General features: G+C 32.2%; 20 protein-coding genes and 1 tRNA gene. 9 read left to right on the forward strand and 12 right to left on the reverse strand.

Features of this window, described 5'->3' with window-relative positions:
- Positions 1-132: 132 nt before the first annotated feature.
- Positions 133-1,830, reverse strand: coding sequence for a lysine--tRNA ligase (lysS, locus tag IU405_RS10245; RefSeq protein WP_197438515.1), 1,698 nt, complete (start codon positions 1,828-1,830; stop codon positions 133-135).
- Between the two features lie 323 nt (positions 1,831-2,153).
- Between lysS and IU405_RS10250 the strand changes: the two genes are divergently transcribed.
- From IU405_RS10250 to IU405_RS10260, 3 genes are read left to right on the forward strand one after another with little or no spacing between them, the layout of a single operon-like run.
- On the forward strand, positions 2,154-2,780 hold the full coding sequence (locus IU405_RS10250) for a peptidylprolyl isomerase (RefSeq protein WP_197438516.1): 627 nt from the start codon (positions 2,154-2,156) through the stop codon (positions 2,778-2,780).
- 11 nt (positions 2,781-2,791) lie between these two features.
- On the forward strand, positions 2,792-3,373 hold the full coding sequence (locus IU405_RS10255; RefSeq protein WP_197438517.1) for a hypothetical protein: 582 nt from the start codon (positions 2,792-2,794) through the stop codon (positions 3,371-3,373).
- Complete coding sequence (locus tag IU405_RS10260; RefSeq protein ID WP_197438518.1) at positions 3,373-4,029, forward strand: DUF2490 domain-containing protein; 657 nt, start codon at positions 3,373-3,375, stop codon at positions 4,027-4,029. Before IU405_RS10255 ends, IU405_RS10260 begins: the two co-directional genes overlap by 1 nt.
- Before the next feature lie 70 nt (positions 4,030-4,099).
- Here the strand turns inward: IU405_RS10260 and IU405_RS10265 are convergent, their stop codons facing one another.
- Together IU405_RS10265 and IU405_RS10270 are read right to left on the reverse strand one after the other, a co-directional pair.
- Positions 4,100-5,281, reverse strand: a complete 1,182-nt coding sequence (locus IU405_RS10265; RefSeq protein WP_197438519.1) for an OmpA family protein — start codon at positions 5,279-5,281, stop codon at positions 4,100-4,102.
- Positions 5,282-5,382: 101 nt separating this feature from the next.
- Positions 5,383-6,774, reverse strand: coding sequence for a dipeptidase (locus IU405_RS10270; protein WP_197438520.1), 1,392 nt, complete (start codon positions 6,772-6,774; stop codon positions 5,383-5,385).
- Between the two features lie 112 nt (positions 6,775-6,886).
- Between IU405_RS10270 and IU405_RS10275 the strand changes: the two genes are divergently transcribed.
- A tRNA-Leu gene (locus tag IU405_RS10275) sits at positions 6,887-6,968 on the forward strand.
- Between the two features lie 442 nt (positions 6,969-7,410).
- Here the strand turns inward: IU405_RS10275 and IU405_RS10280 are convergent.
- The 5 genes from IU405_RS10280 to IU405_RS10300 all read right to left on the reverse strand — a co-directional run bounded on the left by IU405_RS10280 (position 7,411) and on the right by IU405_RS10300 (position 12,720).
- A complete protein-coding gene (locus IU405_RS10280; RefSeq protein ID WP_197438521.1) occupies positions 7,411-8,208 on the reverse strand; it encodes a hypothetical protein in 798 nt (265 codons plus the stop codon).
- A 165-nt stretch (positions 8,209-8,373) separates the two neighbouring features.
- The gene (locus tag IU405_RS10285) at positions 8,374-8,955 is read right to left on the reverse strand and encodes a hypothetical protein (protein WP_197438522.1); all 582 of its coding nucleotides are present in this window, start codon (positions 8,953-8,955) and stop codon (positions 8,374-8,376) included.
- Between the two features lie 540 nt (positions 8,956-9,495).
- Positions 9,496-9,936, reverse strand: coding sequence for an acyl-CoA thioesterase (locus IU405_RS10290; RefSeq protein WP_197438523.1), 441 nt, complete (start codon positions 9,934-9,936; stop codon positions 9,496-9,498).
- A 61-nt stretch (positions 9,937-9,997) separates the two neighbouring features.
- A complete protein-coding gene (locus IU405_RS10295) occupies positions 9,998-12,115 on the reverse strand; it encodes a carboxy terminal-processing peptidase (RefSeq protein WP_231749671.1) in 2,118 nt (705 codons plus the stop codon).
- Between the two features lie 89 nt (positions 12,116-12,204).
- Positions 12,205-12,720, reverse strand: coding sequence for a hypothetical protein (locus tag IU405_RS10300; protein WP_197438525.1), 516 nt, complete (start codon positions 12,718-12,720; stop codon positions 12,205-12,207).
- Between the two features lie 116 nt (positions 12,721-12,836).
- Here IU405_RS10300 and surE point away from each other — a divergent pair, with 116 nt between their 5' ends.
- The 5 genes from surE to IU405_RS10325 are packed head-to-tail and all read left to right on the forward strand — an operon-like array spanning position 12,837 to position 17,529.
- The gene (surE, locus tag IU405_RS10305; RefSeq protein WP_197438526.1) at positions 12,837-13,607 is read left to right on the forward strand and encodes a 5'/3'-nucleotidase SurE; all 771 of its coding nucleotides are present in this window, start codon (positions 12,837-12,839) and stop codon (positions 13,605-13,607) included.
- A complete protein-coding gene (locus IU405_RS10310) occupies positions 13,595-13,882 on the forward strand; it encodes a hypothetical protein (protein ID WP_197438527.1) in 288 nt (95 codons plus the stop codon). The genes surE and IU405_RS10310 overlap by 13 nt, the downstream gene beginning before the upstream one ends.
- Complete coding sequence (gene lpxB, locus IU405_RS10315; RefSeq protein ID WP_197438528.1) at positions 13,883-15,001, forward strand: lipid-A-disaccharide synthase; 1,119 nt, start codon at positions 13,883-13,885, stop codon at positions 14,999-15,001.
- A complete protein-coding gene (locus IU405_RS10320) occupies positions 14,998-15,480 on the forward strand; it encodes a C40 family peptidase (protein WP_197438529.1) in 483 nt (160 codons plus the stop codon). The genes lpxB and IU405_RS10320 overlap by 4 nt, the downstream gene beginning before the upstream one ends.
- A 36-nt stretch (positions 15,481-15,516) precedes the next feature.
- Positions 15,517-17,529: a ComEC/Rec2 family competence protein gene (locus tag IU405_RS10325; RefSeq protein WP_197438530.1), complete on the forward strand. Its 2,013-nt coding sequence runs from the start codon at positions 15,517-15,519 to the stop codon at positions 17,527-17,529.
- Here IU405_RS10325 and IU405_RS10330 read toward each other — a convergent pair whose 3' ends face one another.
- The 4 genes from IU405_RS10330 to IU405_RS10345 all read right to left on the reverse strand — a co-directional run bounded on the left by IU405_RS10330 (position 17,530) and on the right by IU405_RS10345 (position 22,919).
- Positions 17,530-18,054 carry a thioredoxin family protein gene (locus tag IU405_RS10330; protein ID WP_197438531.1) on the reverse strand — a complete coding sequence of 175 codons (525 nt, stop codon included), beginning with the start codon at positions 18,052-18,054 and terminating at the stop codon, positions 17,530-17,532.
- A gap of 154 nt (positions 18,055-18,208) precedes the next feature.
- Positions 18,209-19,717 carry a peptide MFS transporter gene (locus IU405_RS10335; RefSeq protein WP_197438532.1) on the reverse strand — a complete coding sequence of 503 codons (1,509 nt, stop codon included), beginning with the start codon at positions 19,715-19,717 and terminating at the stop codon, positions 18,209-18,211.
- A gap of 15 nt (positions 19,718-19,732) precedes the next feature.
- Entirely contained in the window at positions 19,733-21,922 is a 2,190-nt protein-coding gene (locus tag IU405_RS10340; protein WP_197438533.1) for a S9 family peptidase, read from the reverse strand.
- A 187-nt stretch (positions 21,923-22,109) separates the two neighbouring features.
- The gene (locus IU405_RS10345; protein WP_197438534.1) at positions 22,110-22,919 is read right to left on the reverse strand and encodes a prohibitin family protein; all 810 of its coding nucleotides are present in this window, start codon (positions 22,917-22,919) and stop codon (positions 22,110-22,112) included.
- Between the last annotated feature and the right edge of the window lie 170 nt (positions 22,920-23,089).

Below are 23,089 nucleotides of genomic sequence, written 5' to 3' on the forward strand. Positions count from 1 at the left end.
TGTACATTTGTCTACAAATATATGACATATGTCTCTGTTTTTGCATTTTTCTACTAATTTTTTTAAATTATTTACCAAAAAAAAGAACCACATTGCTGTGATTCTTTGATTTTTTATTTGAAATAGGATGTTTTAAATGATTTCTACAAACAATCCTTCTTCTGTTTTGGTCACTTTTGCTAACTTATTTTTTGTTAAGTGTTTCAATGTTTTATCCCATTTTTTGTTGGATAATCCTGATTGAATTTTCAAGTCGTTCAATTCAATTTTTGATGCTTTTGCAATCATTTCTAACACCGCTTTTTCTTCTGCATCTAATTCCACGGAAATTGCACGTTTTTCAGGTCGCATTTGTGGAAAAAATAACACTTCTTGAATGGATTGATTGTTGGTTAAAAACATAATCAATCTGTCCATCCCAATTCCCATTCCTGAGGTTGGTGGCATTCCATATTCTAACGCACGTAAAAAATCATAATCAATAAATTGAGTAGCTTCATCATCCCCTTTTTCTGCTAGTTTCAATTGATGTTCAAAACGTTCACGCTGATCAATTGGGTCATTCAATTCTGAATACGCATTGGCAATTTCTTTTCCGCAAACCATCAATTCAAAACGCTCTGTCAATTCAGGATTTGTTCTGTGTTCTTTGCACAAAGGCGACATTTCTTTTGGATAATCAGTAATAAAAGTTGGCTGAATATAATTTCCTTCACATTTTTCACCAAAAATTTCATCAATCAATTTTCCTTTTCCCATGGTTTCATCCACAGAAATTCCCATTGATTTTGCAGCAACTCTTATTTCGTCCTCTGTTTTATTATAAATATCAAAACCAGTGAATTCTAGGATAGAATCGCGCATGGTAATTCTTTTATAGGGTGCTTTAAAATCGATTTTATGTTCCCCAAAAGTTGCTTCAGTTGTACCATTTACAGTCAATGCACAATGCTCTAACAATTGCTCACAAAAATCCATCATCCAATTGTAATCTTTGTACGAAACATAGATTTCCATGGCTGTAAATTCTGGATTATGTGTTCTATCCATTCCTTCGTTTCTGAAGTTTTTAGAGAATTCATACACGCCATCAAAACCACCAACAATCAATCTTTTCAAGTACAATTCATTGGCAATTCGCATATACAATGGAATGTCTAACGAATTGTGATGCGTTATAAATGGTCTTGCAGCTGCTCCACCAGGAATGGGTTGTAAAACGGGTGTTTCTACCTCAAAATATCCTGCATCATTGAAAAACGAACGCATGGCATTGAACAATTTTGTACGTTTTACAAACACTTCTTTTACATGAGGATTTACCACCAAATCTGCATAACGTTGTCTGTAACGCAATTCTGGATCGTTAAATTCGTCATAGGTATTTCCTTCAGCATCTGTTTTTGGCAATGGCAAAGGTCTCAATGCTTTGCTTAGCAATTTAAATTCTTTTACCATTACTGTTTTTTCGCCCACTTTTGTAGTGAATAATGTTCCAGTAATTCCTATAAAATCGCCAATATCAAGCAACTTTTTATACACTTCATTGTACATGGTTTTGTCTTCGCCAGCACAAATTTCATCACGATTAAAATACACTTGAATTCTACCTTCTCCATCTTGCAATTCCGCAAAAGAGGCATTTCCTTGAATTCTTCTTGACATCAATCTTCCTGCAATTACCACCTTTTTTCCTTCAGAAAAATCGGTTTTTATAGCTGATGAGTTTGAATCTAGTGGAAATAAATCTGCTGGATATGGATTGATACCTAAAGTGCGCAATTTTGCTAACTTTTCTCTACGTACAACTTCTTGTTCTGATAATTGCATTGGGTTTGTAAATTTTCTGATGTTTTATAAAGGTTGCAAAGATACAATCTAAAGCATTAATTCACAATGAAGAAAAGGATTAAAAATAAGCATGAACTTGGTAAATTATTAAAAACCATTTATATTTGCATGTTGTTTTCATTGAAACAACAAGTTGTGTTGTTTTGGCACTTTCATAAAAAGTGTCTTGGTGTTGTTAACCAATGGAAAGCTTCCCTAATTTGGGATGCTTTTTTTGTTTTATAGCGCCTCTTTTTATGTAAAATATCTTCATTTTATTCTTATTTCATCTTTATATTTGTTATTTATAAATTAAAATAAGAATGAAAAAAATAACACTGTTTTTTGCGCTTTTACTATTCTTTTCATGTAGTAAAAAACTGTTCAATGAAAAATGGACAAAAGAGAAATCACCCTCTGAATTCAGAGCAGTTTTTGAGACAACCAAAGGGAATTTTGAAATATATGCTAAAAGGGAATGGTCTCCTGAAGGAGTTGACAGGTTGTATTCACTCATCAAAAATGGGTTTTATAAAGATGTTGCCATTTTTAGAGTGGTACCCAATTTTGTAGCTCAATTTGGGATTCATAACGACTCTATAATCAATAATAGATGGAGTAAATTTGGGATCAATGATGAGCCTGTACTTGTTAAAAATGATTCTATGACAATTGCATTTGCAAGAGGAGGAGTAAAAACGAGAACGACTCAAATTTTCATCAATTTGAAAGACAATCATCGTTTGGATGCCTTAGAGTATAGTGGTGTCAAAGGATTTCCTGTGATTGCTAAAGTTACAAAAGGAGCAGAGAATGTTTTGAAATTTTACGATAAATACGGAGATAAATTGGGCTTTCGTCAAGATTCAATTCAGAAATATGGGAATAAATTTATTCAAAATAAGTATCCTGAAATTGATTTTATCATCAAAGCTTCCATCATTAAATAATAGCATTTGATATGAATGGTTTTAAAACTTCATTGTTTATTTTTTCTATACTTTTTTGGGGTATTTCTCCAATTTTTTCTCAAGAAAAGTTTGAGAAAGAATATCGAATTGAATCTCATGAAGTTCCCAAAAAAGCCTTTCAATTGATTGAAAAATGGAATTTCAATACCAAAATAAAATGGTATGCAGAAGAAAGTAATGATGGCAAATCTTTTGAAGCAAAATTAACATATAAAGGAAATAAATACAGTATTGAATTCGATGAAAAAGGAACTATTTTAGATGTTGAAAAAACTGTAAAATATTCGAAATTACCAAAAAACAACAAAGAGAGTATTGAAAGTTCGCTTTCAAAAAGTTTTCAAAAATTCAAGATTAAGAAAATTCAAATTCAGTTTTTAGGTGATGAGAACGAACTATTTCAGGCTATTTTTCATCAAAAAAGTCAACCTGAAAACACAAACTATGAAATCGTCATCAAAGGAAATAAATCAGACAAATATTTGATGTATGAAGTATTGTTAGACGCTGATTTCAATATCCAAAAAGAGTTGCCATTTTCTTCTATTAATTCATTTAATTTAGAATTTTAATGAAATATTTCCACTCATTCTTATTCGTGAGTTTTGTGAGTTTTGCTGCTTTCAGTCAATCAAATTTTGAGCTTGGTTTTCTGCCTAAAGTGATTTTATCTAAGAAGCTTTCTGACAAAACCAAATGGGTGAATAGTTTGGAATCTAGAACTATTTTATATGAAGACGAATTTCAATTTAGTCATAATTTGATTGATGTTTCTTCTATAATTTCTCTGAAAGCAGGCCTCAATCAATCCTTTAATTTTGGGACTATTATTCGTTTTAGAGACCAAGAAACCATTTATAGAACGTTTCAACATTTCAATTTCATTAGTCAGTTTTCTTCTTTAAAATTGGGACATAGAATAGCTTTTGAGCAATTTTATCAATCAAAAAAGCAGACGACTTTTAGAACTCGCTATCAAATAAGTGTAGAGAAACCCTTAAATGGGGAAAGAGTTGATGTAAAAGAATTTTACCTGAAAGTAGGGAATGAGTATTTGTATAATTTCGAGAATAATTTAGAAGTTCGCTTTATCCCTTATTTGGGTTTTAGAGCTTCAAAAAATGACCGAATTGAAGTGGGTTTTGATTACCGAGTTTCAGAATTTATAGAAAATAATACGAGTAATAATTTGTGGTTTCGCACTACTTGGTATATCAATTTGGATTAATTGAACATATAAAAAAAACCACTGAAATCAATTTTTCAGTGGTTTTTTAAATTGTTTTGAATCAAATATATTAATCAAGTTTAAAAATCACTCTTCTTGCTAAAGGTCTCGCTTCTTTGCCAACACTTGCATCAACACCTCCACCAGCGTAAGTCAATTTTGAAGAATCAACTCCTGCAGCAACTAGCATGTCAAACACACTTTTTGCTCTGTCTGTAGAAAGCTTTTGATTGCGGGCATCAGAACCAGTTTCATCAGCATAACCAATAATGGTAGCTTTTATATTAGGATTATCTAACATGAATTGTTTGATGTAGTTTACAGAGTTCAATGAACCTTCTTGAATGCTAGTTTTATTTACATCAAAAAATACATTTGCATATCCATTATTTAACAACTCTTTTATGAACTCAACGTTAGAATACACAATATTACCATCTTGAGATATTTTCTCTCCTTTTTTCACATATCTGTTATCCAACTCTGTGATAATCAACTCATTTGTTACAACAACTTCTTTGTTTTTCAATTTATCGATTTCAACTTCTGCACTGTCCAATCGTTTTTTAAGAGCGTCCAATTCTGCAGCAATATTTTTATCAGAAATCTCTTCTGTAGTAAAATCTGCATGTTGTTTTCTTTTTCCTAAAGCGATATTCACACCAATAGACGTGTTAAACATACTTACGTTTGTTTCTCTAGATGTTGGATTTGGACCACCGTCAATACTATTTTCTTGAGCAAAATGAATGATGGAAGAAAAATCAGCAAACACCGAAATTTTGTCAGAAATCTTAAATTGTGGCGTCAATCCTACTAGCAAGTTTACCATGCCATCACCACCGTTGATGGTTGGGCTCAGGGTATTCAAACTAGAAAAACCACCTCCAGCATGCAATAATAAATTGATTCTTTTAGACCAAGAATTGAAGTTCAATACATTTCCAATATTCACAACTCCTTCCATAGAAGCTCTGTAATAATTGGCATCAAAAGCAGGTGTTCCTTTTGATTCATTGAATTTGCTAAAACCAATGTCAAAGCGCAACCCAAATTTATTATTGAGCATATAACGTACACCTACATTTCCTTGTCCTAAAGGACTTGCATTGTAACCTGGCGATAATGGCACCCCAATAGTATGAATTCCTGCACCTAAATCAATAGACCATTTATTGTAATCTTGCGCTGTTGTATTGTTTGATATAAAGACGAACAAACCGCCTAATAATAATGATTTTAAAAATTTCATCCTCCGTTATTTTTAATTGCCACAAATTTAATATTATTTCTTGAACCAAATCAAATTATTTTTAAGCTTTAATTTTCATAGAATTAACCCTTTTTATTGATTTATTTTTGAGATAACTCTGTAAAATACTTATAAAAATAAGGAATCGTTTCAATGCCTTTTAGATAATTCCAAATCCCAAAATGTTCGTTAGGGGAGTGAATGGCATCAGAATCTAGTCCAAAACCCATCAAAATAGTTTTGCTTTTCAGTTCTTGTTCAAACAATGCCACAATAGGAATGCTGCCTCCACTTCTTTGTGGAATCGGTTTTTTGCCAAAACTCGCCTCATAGGCTTTGCTAGCAGCTTTATATTCAATTGTGTCAATAGGAGTCACATATCCTTGTCCACCATGATGCGGTTTTACCACCACTTTTACAGATGCTGGAGCAATGCTCTCAAAATGATTTTTGAACAATTCCGTGATTTTCTCCCAATCTTGATTGGGTACCAAACGCATGGATATTTTTGCAAATGCTTTGCTGGCAATCACTGTTTTTGCACCTTCACCAGTATAACCTCCCCAAATTCCATTGACATCTAGCGTAGGTCTGATGGAATTTCGTTCATTGGTTGTATAGCCTTCTTCCCCATAAACAGCTTCAATATCCAACGCTTTTTTATAATTTTCTAATGAAAATGGTGCTTTTGCCATGGCAGCTCTTTCCGTTACAGAAAGTTCCTCAACGTCATCATAAAAACCAGGAATGGTAATGCGATTGTGTTCATCATGCAAAGAAGCAATCATTTTCGTTAAAATATTGATGGGATTTGCCACAGCACCTCCATACAAACCTGAATGTAAATCTCTATTGGGTCCTGTCACTTCCACTTCTACATAGCTCAAACCACGCAAACCAGTGGTGATGGACGGAATATCATTGGCAATCATTCCTGTATCAGAAATCAAAATCACATCATTGGCTAATTTCTCTCTGTTTCTAGGCACAAACCAAGACAAATTTTTTGAACCCACTTCCTCTTCGCCTTCAATCATAAATTTTACATTACAAGGCAATTTTCCTTCGGCAATTAGATATTCAAACGCTTTGATGTGCATATACATTTGCCCTTTATCATCACAAGCACCTCTGGCAAAAATAGCACCTTCAGGATGAATCGCTGTTGTTTTGATGACAGGTTCAAATGGCGGAGAATCCCACAAATCAATAGGGTCAGCAGGTTGCACATCATAATGACCGTACACCAACACTGTAGGTAGGTTTTTATCGATTATTTTTTCGCCATAAACGATTGGATTTCCGGGTGTTTCACAAAGCTCCACATGATCACATCCCGCTTTTTTCAAACTCTCTAAAACGAAATCGGCGGTTGCTAAAATATCTTTTTGATAGGCAGAATCAGCACTGATAGAAGGAATTTTTAGGAGGTTTATTAATTCCGCTATAAACCTGTTTTTATGGGTTTCTATGTATGTTGAAATGGTATTCATAAGTTCATTATTTTTCAATTCAAAAATAGAAAAATAATACGGAACTGCTTTGTAGTTTGTGATGTTTGTTTATATTTGCATCCCGATTTAGAATCATAGAAACCGAAAAAATGCGAGCGTGGTGGAATTGGTAGACACGCTAGACTTAGGATCTAGTGCCGTGAGGTGTGAGAGTTCGAGTCTCTCCGCTCGTACAAAGTGAAAAAAGCATCTCTGTAGAGGTGCTTTTTTGGTTTTGTTTGTTTCCTATAAAAAGTTTCTTTATTCAAAAACTCGAATTCTTTTTCTGTCAAGTCAATGAACAAGAGCTGTTCCAAAGTATTTGATTGCGAATAATTAGGTTGTTTTTTTTCATTTTTCCATTGGAAAGTTAACTGGTTTATAACCTTGATTGATTTCTATTGATTAAAAAATATACCCCAAATTTAATCCCCTAAACAAAAAAATAAATCCAATATAATTCCGATAGTAACTGAAAATTTAGGAAGAAACAGGGTAAGCAAAACAATCCTAATTGAAAGGTATTTTCATTTTGTCAATGGTAAGATAATTCTTAAGAAACTTCTTAATACTCTTAAATTTTTTGCTTTGGTAAAGGAGTGATTAAAACGGAACTTATTTAAATGCTGTCCTTTTTTAATTTAATTTTGCAAGTTGTTCATCAATCTCTTTATGTATTCTTTCTAATTGAATTGAATATATATCAGTATCTTCTTCGATTGCTTTTTTAAACAATTCAAAAGCTTCAAGTCTTAATTTCGAGTATTTTAAGAGTATTTCATTTTGTTGAATTAATTCAATAGGTAAGTCTTGAAATTTATTTATTTTATTGATAATTTCAATATTTTCTTTCCATTTAGGAATCGTTTTACTTTCTAGTTCTTTGATTAATGAATAATTTGTTTCGGTATTTATATGGTCATAGAAAACCAATGTTTCATCTTCGTTTTTTTGAAACACAGATAATTCAGCATCATATTTAATATCTACTTCATTGTTTGTTCCAAAAAAAACATATCCTAATATTCCAATACAAATTATTAAAAGCGAAATAAATCCAATTCCCGCAGCTTTCCAACCCGAAAAGAATGGATTTCCACTCTCTTCATGTGATTTAAGAATTTTTCCTTGTTTCCATTCAACAATTACCAAAATGATTCCAGTATATATTAATGGAATTAGTTGGCTAGGAATTTTTTCGATTATATTTTCTTCAACCATAAATATTACTGTAAAGAGTATAATCGTTGAAAAAACCCCTATAATCAATGAGTTTCTTCTTTCAATAGGTTTTTTTATGGCTTTGAAGTTTTCTCCAATCATATATCCTGCTGCGAGTGGTCCTCCTAAAAATGTAGCTCCAGCTATAGCTCTTGACGAGTAAAGTTTAATAGCTTCAGTTTTATTGATTTTTTTATTTTCTGGATCGTTCATTTGTGTTTTTACTTTAAGATTAAGGTTTTATATTAAGTAATTGATTTGATTTAATCTCCTAATTTAACAGATACAAATCGAAAAAAAATATCCATGCTCATTAGCAATTGAAATTCAGAGAAAGTGGTTTAAAAGAAATTAATAATATACTTTTTTAGCAAAAACCTACTCTTTTTTTAATTCATCAATACTTTGAAATCCTTTGAAAATCATGAACAATGCATATAAATGGACTCCAAAACTCAACCAATCTTGAAATATTAATAAAATAAGAGCGTCAATTCCGTAAAGTACCATTCCAATAACAAATGCAGTTTTACTCAATTTTTTAGAAAAATGCCAAATAACTGCAAAAACTCCAGAAATTAAGATACTTATTATTACTCCTAATAAATTAAACCCACCCAACATACTAATATAAATTCCCTCAAAAAGTTGGGTAACACCTAGTCCAAAAATAAATGAAACTTGTCCGCCAAAGTATAATATTAATGTATTAATTGCAGATAAACCAAAAATCCAAAGAAACCATTGTGAACCATTATTTAATTTCTCATTACTATCAACTTCCTGAATAGAAGGTATAGATTCTAATTCCATTTTCTTGACTGGGTCTTCCTTAAAATTTACACAGGTTTCTTTAAAATCAGCAATTTCATTTGTTAGGTTACAAACTAATCCTTTTTTCAAATCCAATTCCCTATTTAGGCAAATTTTGCAGTATTTTAGATGTTCATCTCTAGTCATTCTTTGTATTTTTGATTTTTAATATTTGCTAACTTTTTCAAATACGAAACTTTATATAACTTTTCCTAAAGATGCATAAACCCTCATATAGCGCCACAAAATACAAATAAATCCAACACATTTCTCATCCCAAAATCAAATACAAGAAAAATCCTTTAAAAAAAGAACTGCTTTCTATTTTGGCACAATTCGTTTAAAAGTATTTTTGGAGGGTACATTGTAAAAAAAAAGCCCTCTTTTAGTGTCCTAAATACCCTTAAAACACTTTCATTTCATGCCTTTTTAGGGTACTTTTTGAGGTAAAAATGAGCGTATTTTGCGAATAATTTTCTTTTTTTAGCTGTTTTTTAGAGATGTTTTTATTGTGTAAAGATCATTTTTTAAGTGAGTACAGCCTTTTTTGGTAGGTAAAATTGAGAGAAAAAAAAATATCCTATTGCGTTTTATTTACATACGTATGTATTTTTACATACATACTATAGTTTAAAAGTGATTTCAATGCCGAACTAACACTTACATAAAAACTTCAGGTGCATTATGTTACCTCACCAAAATCTCTTCAAAATCTTCTGTCTTTTCGGCATTTACAAATAAACCTTCAATTTCTTTAGGAGGAATGGCTAGTTTTCGTTGTTTCATGTCTATCCAAGCACCATACACTTTGATGACCGCAGCAAGTTTGCCTGCTTCATTAAAAACTTCGTGAACTATTTTCCAGCGTTCATAATTTTTAGATACACCTGCTAATTTCATGTTTACGGTGATATTTTCGCCCATCAGCACTTCTTTTCGGAACGAAGTTTCTTCAGTAAATAAGATTGGACCCAATCCCAATCTGCTGAAATCGGCGATAGTGAAATTGTTTTTAGCAAAAAAACGCACTCTCACTTCAGCAGCATAATCATTATAGGCTGTGTGGCGCATGTGTTGGTTAGGGTCAAAATCTGCCCATTTGGTGGCAAATGTTACTTGGAAATTCATCATTTAAAAAATAAAAAAACCTGATGTAAAACACCAGGTTAAAGGGTTTATAAATAAAAATTTAGTTTTTTACAATTGTTGTTTTTTTGCTAAGTTTTAGTTCACTCAACACATTCAATGCTTCAGAAACATACAAATCTTTCATTAAATTTTTGTGCCAAGCGGCTCTTTTTGATTCTAAATCTTTATCTTCTTTTACCAGTGCCAATTCGTATTTTGGAGAAGTAAAAGTAACATCGGCCTTGAAATCAAATACTTTTGAAAACTTTTTAGATTCTGCTTCTTTCGCTTTTGTTTCTTTCATAAATTGCTCGTAGTTCAATGAAAATGAAGAGTTTTCTTGATTGTCTTTCAGCCATTTAGCATATTCATTGATGGCAATGAATTTTTCATTCGAAGCAATGCGTTGTTTGCTGTTATAGACAACATCACCAAAATTCGCATAAGAATTTGTTGGTTTATAATCAGCTTGAGCTACTTTATCCCAACTCAAAGCACCTACCAAATCACGCTCTCCATTTTTTAAATAACTCAATCTTGTGGGCATGGCTATATCCGAATAGACACCTTCTTTTTGCGTAGAACCTCCATTAATTCTGTAAAACTTTTGAATTGTCATTTTCAAAAATCCCAAGTCTTTTTCATACTTTGGATAAAACTGATTGATGGGCAAAATATTCTGTACAGTGCCTTTTCCATAGGTTTGGTTCCCTCCAAGAATGACGGCTCTTTTATAATCTTGCATGGCTGCTGCAAAAATTTCAGAAGCCGAAGCTGAAAATTCATTGACCAATACCACTACAGCTTTGTCCCACTGCGTTTTTGGGTCAGTATCTTTTTTGATTAAGGGATTTTCACCACGATATTGCACTTGTACAATAGGGCCTTCATCAATAAACAATCCTGAAATTTCAATGGCAGTTTTTAAGGAACCACCTCCGTTATTTCTCAAATCGATGATCAAGCCTTCTACACCTTCTGATTTTAATCGCTCAATTTCTTTTTCCATGTCTTTGGCAGAGTCTCTGAAATTGTCATCCGAAAAATCAATGTAGAAACTTGGCAAATCGATAATGGCATATTTCTTATTGTTTTTCATCACAATACTCGATTTTACAAAAGTCTCACCCAACTCAACCACGTCTCTGATAATTGCAATTTCCTGAATGGATCCATCAATTTTTTTCTTAACGGTCAATCGAACTTCTGTTCCTTTTGGGCCTTTGATAAATTTGATGGCATCGTCCAAACGCATCCCAACAATATCCAAAGGTTCTTTATTTCCTTGGGCAACTTTCAGAATAATATCACCTTCTTCTAAATCGCCTTGTTTCCATGCTGGACCTCCAGAAACCAACTCAAAGATTTGGGTATAGATCCCTTTTTTTTGCAAACGGGCTCCAATTCCTTCTACTTTTCCAGAGATATTTTGGTCAAAAACCTCTTTTACATTGGGTTGCATGTATGTTGTATGAGGATCAAAACCACTCACAATCGAATTCAAATACGTAGAAAACCAATCTTCATGTTCTAGTTCTTCAATTCGAATGTATAATTCGTCCATACTTTTTAGGACTTCTGTTCTTGCTTCTTTTTCAAGAGTTTCAAATGATTTTACTTTGTGGTTTTTGTCCTTTTTTTGTTTGTCTTGTTCTAAGGCAGTTTGCTCTTGAATTTTATCTAAAGTTTGTAGTTTTAGCTGTTTTCTCCAATAATCAATCAGTTCATTGTGGTTTTTTGCGAATGGAATTTTTTCGTAATCCAAATCAATAGTTTCCTCTTTTGAATAATCAAAAGGTTTGTCTAAAATTCCTCCATAATAACTTTTTGCTTTTTTGATTCTTTCTAAAAAACAACTGTACACTAAGTTGTAAAAGCTCAAGTCATCTTTTAGTAACTGATTGTCTATCTGATATTTATATCTTGAAAATTCTTTAATATCCTCTTGCGTAAAATAGCGTTTGCTAGGGTCTAAACCTTCGATAAACGTATTGAAAACGTGTTCTGAGAAAGAATCGTTCAAGTCTTTCACCACGTAATGACCTCTAGTTAAAATATTTTTCAATACAAAAATCAAGACTTTATCCTTTTCAGGGTCTTCACTTTTAACAACCTTTTCATTGGCATTGATTCCTGAACTATTGAGTAAGAATAGGAATGAAAGTAGGGTAAAACTCATTTTAAAATTCGACTTCATAAATCTGCTTATTAGTTTTTTTATTTTTTCTTTGTTTGAAAGCACTAAAATAATACCATTTATTATTTATTTTATTGTTTTTTATAAATTCCGTAAAAAATTTCATACAATATCTTACCGTTTTCATCAACAGTTGTCCATATTTGGGTAACAGTATTGTCTTTATTCTTTTTCCAAGTAATTTGATTTGCGAAACTTCTGGGTTTTGCATGGATGAGTTCACTTTTTAACACCATTTTGCCATCTCTGAAATGCCCTTTTAAGTTCATGGTAAATCCGCTATTATCAATCCAAATTTGATTCCAAGTACCATTAGCAGTGTTATAAAAATTGTAACTTGTTCCTGTGTTTGAACTTAGTTTTGATGCCCAATTTTCTTGTAAAACACAATCATCTTGTAATTTAACAACCTTGTTAGTGCCCACTAAATCACCTTCCTTGTCGTATACTTTCCAGTTCCCTTCCCAAAAATCAAATTGCTCATATTTTTCTCCTGAACAAGGAGCCTCATTTTGATTTTGAGCAACAATAACCGCCGAAATTAAAGTGAAAAAAATATAGATAAATTGGTTTTTAGCTAGGTTCATAGATTATTGATTGCTTACAATACAATATTATATAATTTTAAATAGCTTTACTCTTTACAAAATGTTAAAAAGAAATTTGTTCAAAATAATTTACATTTGTGGTCAAAACCTAAATTATGCAAGAAAAACCCTTAATTTTAGTTACCAATGATGATGGTATCACAGCACCTGGCATCAGAGCATTGATTAAGATAATGAACAAAATTGGTGATGTTGTAGTAGTTGCTCCTGATAGTCCTCAAAGTGGTATGGGTCATGCTATTACAGTTGATAATGTATTGACTTGCAACCCTATAACCATTGATGAAGGTCCTCAATTAGAATACACTTGTTCAGGTACACCTGCAGATTGCGTGAAAATGGCAGTCAGTGAAATCTTAAATAAAAAACCTGATTTGTGCGTTTCTGGCATCAATCATGGGTCGAATTCTTCTATCAATGTTATTTATTCGGGTACTATGAGTGCTGCTATTGAGGCTGGTATTGAAGGGATTCCTGCTATTGGTTTTTCGTTATTGGATTTTAAATGGCATGCTGATTTTAGAGCTTGTGAAGATTTTGTAAAAAAAATTACCCTAAATACGTTATTGAATGGATTGCCTGAGGGAATTGTGCTCAATGTAAATATTCCGAGTGTAAAAAAAGAGGAGTTGAAAGGCATTAAAATTTGCAGACAAGCTATGGGTTTTTGGAAAGAAACTTTTGACAAGCGAAAGAGTCCTTTTGGCAAAGAATATTACTGGCTTTCTGGTGAATTTGTCAATAAAGACAAGGGCCAAGATACAGATGTGTATGCCTTGGAAAACAATTATATTTCAGTGGTTCCTGTGCAATTTGATTTGACAGCGCATCACATGATTCAAAAACTCAACTCTTGGGAACTGTAAAAAAAGACATATTGATAGGGATTTTAGTAGCATTTTTCGCCACTTTTGGGGGCATATTTATATATATTGAATATTTCTCAAGATATTCTTTTGATGAAACCTTACAGATGATTGCAGATGGAAATTTATATGGAAAAGTATTGTCAATAGCTGCAATTCCCAATCTTTTTGTGTTTTTTATTTTCCTGAAAAAAAATCAAGATAACAGAGCAAAAGGCGTTGTACTTGCCACAATTTTGATTGCTTTTACAACCTTAATTCTAAAGTTTTTTTAGATGAAATACTACATCATTGCAGGGGAAGCTTCAGGAGATTTGCACGGTTCAAACTTGATGAAAGCACTTTTTGAAGAAGATACAACTGCGGATATTCGTTTTTGGGGTGGAGATTTGATGCAACAAGTAGGAGGAACTTTGGTGAGTCATTACAAAGAAAGGGCTTTTATGGGTTTTTTTGAAGTGATTAAAAACCTATCCAAAGTGTTGCAATTTATCAAATTCTGCAAAGAAGATATTCAGCAATTTCATCCAGATGTAATTGTTTTTATTGACAATTCAGGATTCAATTTGCGGATTGCAAAATGGGCAAAACAACAGCATTTCAGAACTCATTATTACATTTCTCCACAAGTTTGGGCAAGCAGATCAGGTAGAGTCTATGACATCAAAAGAGATATTGACAAGATGTTTGTCATTTTGCCTTTTGAAAAAGAGTTTTACCAAAAATTTGACTACGAAGTTACCTTTGTAGGACATCCTTTGATTGATGCCATTGGTGATAGAGTTCAAGTGGATATTTGGGAATTTCGCAATCAGTACAATCTTGACGAACGTCCAATTATTGCCATTTTACCTGGAAGTAGGAAACAAGAAATTACAAAAATGTTGGATGTGATGTTGTCAATTATTGATGATTTTAGCGATTATCAATTTGTCATTGCAGGAGCACCAAGTCAAGATTTTGAGTTTTATAATCAAATTATAGGCAATAAAAAGGTAGCATTTATTAACAATAAAACTTACGATTTATTGAGTGTTTCTCATGCTGCATTGGTAGCTTCAGGCACTGCTACTTTAGAAACTGCTTTGTTAAAAGTGCCACAAGTAGTTTGTTACAAAGGCGGATTTATTTCGTATCAAATTGCCAAAAGAATCATCACATTGAAATTTATTTCTTTGGTTAATTTGATTATGGATAAGGAAGTTGTCACCGAATTAATTCAAAATGATTTCACAAAAGAGTGTTTAAAAACAGAACTTTCAAAAATTTTAGCCCCAAATCAAAGAAAAAAACTATTTTTGGACTACTATGACTTGGAGGCAAAATTAGGAGGAAAAGGAGCTTCAAAAAAAACAGCGATTAGTATCGTAAATGATTTAAAAACAACATCATGATTCATAAAAGTTTCTTTTTTTTGATGGTAATTTCCCTTGTTTTTGGTGCTTGTTCATCAACAAAAGACGCATATTCTACCAATTCAAAATCAATTGTAAAAATCAATAATGTTGTAGATTTTGCGCTGAAACATGAAGGTGTGAAATATAGATATGGAGGAACAACTGCCAAAGGAATGGATTGTTCAGGATTGGTGAGCACCTCTTTCAAAGAAGCAAACATCATTTTGCCAAGAAGTTCTAGAGACATGGCAAAAGAAGGAAAAGAAATTCCTTTAGCAGAGGTAAAAAAAGGTGATTTGGTATTTTTTGCCGCCAGAAATAGAAAGAAAGTGATAGACCATGTTGGTTTGGTCACAACAGTCAAAAATGGTAAAATACAATTTATTCATTCTTCTACGCAAAGAGGAGTTATTATTTCCTCATTTTCGGAAGAATATTGGCAAAGAACTTTTATAAAAGCAGTCACATTATTTTAATTTTTATTTGAAAAAAATTAGTAACTTTCCTTCGCTATGAGAAAGTTACTTCGTTTTTTACCCTTCCACTTTTTGGTGTTCCTAATTTTAGGGATTTACACACAACTGTTTTTAGAAATTTGGCGATTTAGTTTCTATGTATTGTTCATAGTTCACGGCCTTTTTTTACTGATTTTATGGCTTTTACAGCCAAAAAAAATACGCACATTTTTAGCCTTTGTATATTTTTTCTTTGTCGGAATTTCAACAGTTTTTGTGCAAGATGATGCCAATTATCTCAATTATTTCTATAAGAAATCAATGGAAAGTTCAAAGGCGGTTTTAAAAGTTGATAAAGTATTGAAATCGAGTAGTTTTCATCACAAATATCAAGTAAAGATCATACAAGTTGAGCATCAAAAAACAAGAGGAATTGCCTTATTAAATATAGAAAAAGACAGTTTTTCAACACCCTTAAAAGTGGACGAATTGATTGTTGTAAAAACTGACTTTAGTGAACTAAATTCGCCCTTAAACCCGCATCAATTTGATTATAAAAAATACCTAAAAAACCAAGGAATTCGTCAGCAACTCTTTGTTGGAAAAGCTGATTTTTTGAGTATTGGATTTGGTTCAAGAACCTTGAAAGGTTGGTCTGAAGAATTTCGAGAATTTGTTCAGTTTTCCATCGGAAAATATAATTTTCAACCCAATGAACTAGCAGTGATAAACGCTTTATTATTAGGCGAAAGAAAGGAAATTTCTAGAGAATTATTGACAGATTATTCCAATGCAGGAGCCATTCATATTTTAGCAGTTTCGGGATTGCATGTAGGGATTATCATGATGTTGTTGTTGAAACTTTTTAGTTTTTTGAGCTATTTTAAAAACGGGAAAACAGCACAAACCATATTGATTGTTCTTATTTTGTGGGTGTTTGCTTTCATTGCAGGATTGTCAGCATCTGTAGTGAGAGCAGTTACTATGTTTTCGTTTTTGGCAATTGGACAGCAGTTTGGGAGTAAAAAAATCATCCTTTTTTCACTGTTTTCTTCAATGTTTTTCCTGTTGATTTATAAGCCACTTTTCTTGTTTGATCTTGGTTTCCAATTGAGTTATTTGGCGGTTTTAGGAATTATCACCATCCAACAAAAAGTGTATCATTTTGTTCAGTTTAAATCAAAAATCATTGATTTTTTCTGGCAATTAATTACAGTTTCACTAGCTGCTCAAATAGGTGTTTTGCCCTTAAGTTTGTATTATTTTCATCAATTTCCTGGGTTGTTTTTTCTATCAAATATGGTCATTATTCCTTTTTTAGGGTTTATTTTAATGACGGGTATTTTGGTTATATTGCTAGCTTCTTTCCAAATAGCACCCATTTTTTTAACCGATTTTTATGGTGGAGTCATTTCAGTAATGAATCGTTTTGTCAGTTGGATTTCCCATCAAGAAGACTTTTTATGGAAAGATATTTCAATGTCATTTGGGTTGTTATTGGCTAGTTATGGAATCATCTTTTTTGGTGCTCGTCTTTTGTTGCATTTTACAAGTAAACGAGTCCTCTATTTTTTAACAAGTTGCATTGTTTTTCAAAGTGTTATTTTGATTGAAAAATCACAAAGAAACCAAAAGAGCGAATGGATTGTTTTTCATAAAACCAAACAAACGATTGTTGGTTTTAGAGATGAAAATAAGGTAACATTTGTGCATACTGTGGACAGTATCCAAGCTTTGAATTCAATTGTAAATTCTTATAAAATTGGAGAAAATGTGAAAGCTTCTTTTGTAAAACAGCAATCAAATATATACTTTCATAAAAAACAACCCATTTTACTGATTGATTCTTTAGGCATTTATCAACTTCAAAATTTGAAAAACCCCATTGTTTTATTGCAAAATTCTCCAAAAATCAATCTCGAAAGAATGATTAAAACGTTGCAACCCATTCAAATTATCGCTGATGGAAGTAATTATAAAACCTATATTATACGTTGGAAAAAAAAGGCATTGCAGCTGCAAATACCCTTTCATTATACTGGCGAAAAAGGCGCTTTCATAAAAAAGTAACTAAGGATTTAAAGCACTTTTAAAATTCTTTTCAAAATCTTCCCAAGTTGTGCCATTATAAGCTTCCGTTTTGAAGAATGCTAATATTTTTTCAAAACGCTCTTTAGTCAAATAGCCAGGAATTTTCTGCAATAACTCTTCTTTTTTAGTCAAAAAGATGGTGGTTGGATAGGAAAGTTTTCCTTCTAAAAAAGCCACTGCAAGTTCGTGATATTCAGTTCTTCCTTGTTGTTGGTATTTGAAAGTATGCCCTTTATACTTGATGTCTTCTTTGCCTTCTCCATCCAATTTGATGGCGTAAAAATGCTTATTGATATATGTTGCAATCACACTATTTTCATAGGTTTCTTTGTCCATTTTTTTGCAATAGCCACACCAATCTGCATATACATCAATCAAAATGGGTTTTGGATTGGTTTTGTTCAATTCAATAGCTTTTTCAAACGAAAGCCAATTCACTTTTTCCTGAGAAAAATGAGAAAAACTTACGAAAAAGAATGCTAATAATACGCTATATTTTTTCATATTTCTATGGTCGAAAACTTGCGCCAAAATTACAAATAAAATCTAAATAGAATGAGAATTCAACTTGTTAAACAAGTCATAATTCACATCAACAAGTATAAAAAAACCTCATAATATTGATTTTATGAGGTTTTTATGGGTGAAAAAGTAATTATTAGTGTACGTTTCCTAGTAATTTTTTCATCACTGGTGACATCAATAAAACTATGGCCCCTGCACCCAAAGCGTACATAGCAATTAAGTGAAAACCATCTGTGTAAATTGTCAATGTTTCTAAACCACCAACATTGGTATCTGTACTTTCTACGGCCAATTGTTCACCAATAAATCCTACAATTTGAAACGCAAATGCGGATGATAAAAACCAAACTCCCATCATAAATGCCACTATATTTTTGGGTGATAAATCTGTAATTTTAGACAGTCCAATGGGTGACATAAATAATTCTCCAATGGAAATAATAAAATACATAATCAATAAATAAGCAAAAGGAACCATGCCATTTTCATCTGCACTTGCACCACTTATGGATAGAATATAAAAACAAACTCCTGCTAACACTAATCCAAAACCAAATTTATAGGGAGTTCTTGGATTCATTCCTTTTTTCGCTAAAAAACCCCATAGCAAAGAAATTGGAATCGCCAAAATGATGATAAACATCGAGTTCAAAGCATTTGTTTGACTAGCAGACATGATACCATCCAAAGCAACATTTCTTGCTGCAAATAAGGTAATTACACTTCCTGAAAGTTCATGAAAACCCCAAAAAAGTGTCATGAAAAAAGTGATTAAAACGGCCATTGTTAGTTTTTTTCTTGCATCACTATCCAGTTTTATCATAATATAAATAATGTAAGCCAACACCGCAAAACCAATGAATTTAAAAATACCACTAACATAATTTTGTTGCCAAGATGCTAATAAATAAGCAATTCCAGGTGCACAAAGAAAAGCGATGATTGGAATCAATGTTTTTTGTGGAATTCCCATGATTTTCTTTTCATAGACTGCTCTATCTAAAGGCATTCCTCTGTCTCCAAAAACATTCTTTTTGATACCACTCCAAAAGAAAAATAACCCAGTTAACATTCCAAATCCTGCTAATCCAAATCCATAATGCCATCCGTATTCAGCTGCTAACCAGCCACACAATAATGGTGCTACGAAACCTCCAATATTAATTCCCATGTAGAAAATTGTAAAACCTGATTCTTTTCTGACGTCTCCTTCTTTATACAAGGAACCAACAAATGTGGAAATATTCGGTTTGAAAAATCCATTACCAACAACGATAAAAGCCAATGCTAAAAAGAAAGCAATGTCATTTTGAATTGCCAACACAAAATGTCCTAATGCCATTAAAACACCTCCCAAAAAAATGGAAGCTCTCATGCCTAATATTTTGTCAGAAATTTGTCCACCAATTACTGTGGAAGCATACACCAAAGAACCATAAGAAGCATATACAACAGCGGTTGCTGTGTCTCTCTCTACAATGGCTTTGAATATTTCTTGAACCATATACAGCGTAAGCAATGCACGCATTCCATAGAAACTAAAACGTTCCCATAATTCAGCAAAAAACAGGTAAAATAATCCTTTTGGATGTCCAAACATTTCTGGTTCCTGTGAAATAGTATTGACAACTTTGTCTATCATAATGATTCTTTTTTATTAGTTTAATAAGTGTTTTTCAACGAAATTCGTCATTTTAGTGTATAAATTCAAGCGCATGTTTTTACCTTCGTAAATTCCATGAGCTCTGTCTGGTACTACAAACATATCAAATTGTTTATTAGCTTCAATCAGAGAATTGATCATTCTATAAGAATTTTGAACATGCACATTGTCATCGCCTGTGCCATGTACCAACAAGAAATTTCCTTTTAATTTATCAGCATAATTGAATGGTGAATTCTCATCATATCCACTAGCATTTTCTTGAGGTGTTTGCATGTATCGTTCTGTGTAAACGGAATCGTAAAATCGCCAAGAAGTTACTGGAGCTACTGCAATTGCCATCGAAAAAACATCATTGCCTTTTAAGATACAATTAGTACTCATAAATCCACCATAACTCCAGCCCCAAATACCAATTTTATTTTTATTGATGTAAGGCAATTCAGCCAATTTTTTGGCAGCTGCAATTTGATCTTCCACTTCGTATTTTCCCAATTCTTTTTGGGTAACTTTTTTGAAATCAGCACCTTTAAATCCTGTTCCACGTCCGTCAACACACACCACAATAATGCCTTTTTGTGCTAACATATTGTGCCAATAATCATTGGCAGCATTCCAAGAATTGCCCACTTGTTGCGACCCAGGACCTGAATATTGAAACATGAATAAAGGATATTTTTTACTAGCATCAAAATCTACAGGTTTCAACATCCACATGTTCAATTCATTCCCATTGATATTGATGGTTGAATATTCTTTTTTACTCATTTTATAGCCTTTCAGCTCATTTTTCAACTCCCTATTGTCAATAATCACTTTCAGCATTTTTCCTTCTGAATTGTATAGAGAATATACTGGAGGATTTTCCGAAGAAGAATATGTATTGATAAAAAAGTTTAAGTTTTTGCTAAAAGCAGCGTTATTTTGACCTTCTTTTTCGCTCAATAATTTTTTGTTTTTCCCATTCAAACCAATCGAATAAACGCCTCTATTGATAGCGCCATTTTCTACAGATTGATAATAAATGGTTTTTTTTGAGGCGTCAAATCCATAATAATTGGTTACTTCCCAGTTTCCTTTGGTAATTTGATTGATGAGTTTTCCGTTAAAATCATACTGATAAATATGATTGAAACCATCTTTTTCGCTAGTCCAAATAAAGCTGTTATCATTCAAAAAAGTCAAATTATCGTGAATATCCACATAGGCTTTGTCTGTTTCGTTCAGCAATATACTTGAGGTGCTTTTTTGCGCATCAATTTTGTGCAATTTTAAATCATTTTGATGACGATTTAAGGTGGTTGCAATCAAGAAATTTGCTTCATTTGACCACTTGATTCTTGGAATGTATTCATAATCACCCAAAGCTATTTTTTCAGTTTTAGCATTGCTTGCATTGTAAATATGTAGAGTTACAATCGCATTTTTTTCGCCAGCTTTTGGATATTTAAAAACCTGTTGTGTAGGATACAATTCTTTTCCTACAATGTCCATTGAGAATGTTGGTACAGCTGTTTCGTCAAATCTCAAAAATGCCAAATGTTTGCTATCTGCACTCCATTCAAAAGCGCGTACAAATCCAAATTCTTCTTCGTACACCCAATCTGTAATTCCATTGATGATGCTATTTTTCAACCCATCTTTTGTGATTTGAATCGTGCTATTTTTTTCAAAATCTTTGATAAAAATATTATTGTCTTTTGCATAAGCAACTTTCTGATTGTCAGGAGAAAATATAGGTTCTTGAATGTTTTCTCCAATCAAAATAAGTTCTTTGGAGGCAATGTCAAATGCATAAAAAGTACCGCTAAATGAACGTCTGTAAATTCCATTGAAATTGGTTCCTAAAATCAATTTTGTTTCATCATTATTAAAGCTGTATGATGAAATCGTATTCATTTCAGACAAATCTTTACTACTTACAATAGTGGCTACTTTTTCCAAGGTTTTGTAACTGTATTTGTCAACAGTTGCCTCTCTTGTTTGACGATTGTAATTTAATAATGAATAAAAATCACCATTCATCGAATTCAAAGCGTTCATTCTTTCTGGAGAAAAAGTGCCATTCCAAATCTCTGTTAGTGAAATTTCTTTGTTTCCAGAAGTGTTTAATGAGTTATTTTGAGCTTTTGATTGAGTGGTAAATAATAGTAATAAGGAAAAAAATATACCTACATTTTTCATGAAGTTTGATGTTTTAATAAATATTCGTCAAGTTTACGAAAATATTGTCAAAAAAGGATGCATTGAATGGAAGTTTTGAATGACATTTTTTTAGGAAATGATGATTTGTATGTATCGTTTGGATTTCATCAAAAAAAAATCTCGTTACAGTTTAAAATGTAACGAGATTTTCAGGAACTACATGTTGTTATTTTTTCTTAGTAGTTTCCTCTTTTTTTTCTTCAGTATCACCCACAATTAGCGGAGTTTTACCATCAGTAATAATGATTTTTGAATTTGGAGATCTTGCAAGATCTTTGAAAGCTTCAATCGCTTTTAGCTTTAAAATTCCACTTGTCAAACCTTCAGTGATGATGATTTGCGCATCTCTTTCCCCTTTGGCATTGATGATTTTTCTTTCTGCTTCTAGTTTTTCTTGATCTAACACAAATTCCATTCTCATGGCATCTTGCTCAGCTTGCAGTTTTCTTTCTATAGAACTCGCTAAACCCATAGGCAATTGAATACTTTTCATTAAAACGGCAATCAATTCAATTCCGTCAGCTTGTTTTTCAAGATTCACTTTCATCTTGTCTAAAATTTCACCTTCAATTTTTGCTCTCATTCCTGAATGCATGTCTTTTGCATAAAATTTGGCACAAACATCAGAAGCTGCTGATCTAAAAACGCTGGTAATTACAGATTCGTAATCTTGTCCTAAATTTTCTAACACAGAGGAAACTTTGTTTGCCTCTAATCTGTACAAAATTGAAATGTCCGAATTTACACTCAAACCTTCTTTACTTGGCAAACTCAATGTTAGTAAAATGTTACTCGTTTTCGTAGATTCTTTAATTACTTTACTTACTAATGGATTGTAAAGTATGGTTCCTTGGGTTTTTACTTCGGATGAAAGCTTTCCTAACGTTTGTTTTATACCTACTTCTCCGGGTCTTATTACTGCGCAACTTGTAAATACAAGTCCTAAACATACAATGGCGATACTTGATTTTTTCATAATTATAAGATTTTAAAGTTAACTATATCTTGTTATATATACTCTTAAATTTAATAGTAATACAATTATATGTGCGATATTAGTGATTGATTTTATTTATGCGCAATCATTAAAAAAAATAGTTTACCAATTTGCTGTTAATTTGTCTTAAAATATTGTGTTTTTGATGT

The sequence above is a fragment of the Polaribacter sp. BAL334 genome, from assembly GCF_015767435.1.
Lineage (GTDB): Bacteria > Bacteroidota > Bacteroidia > Flavobacteriales > Flavobacteriaceae > Polaribacter.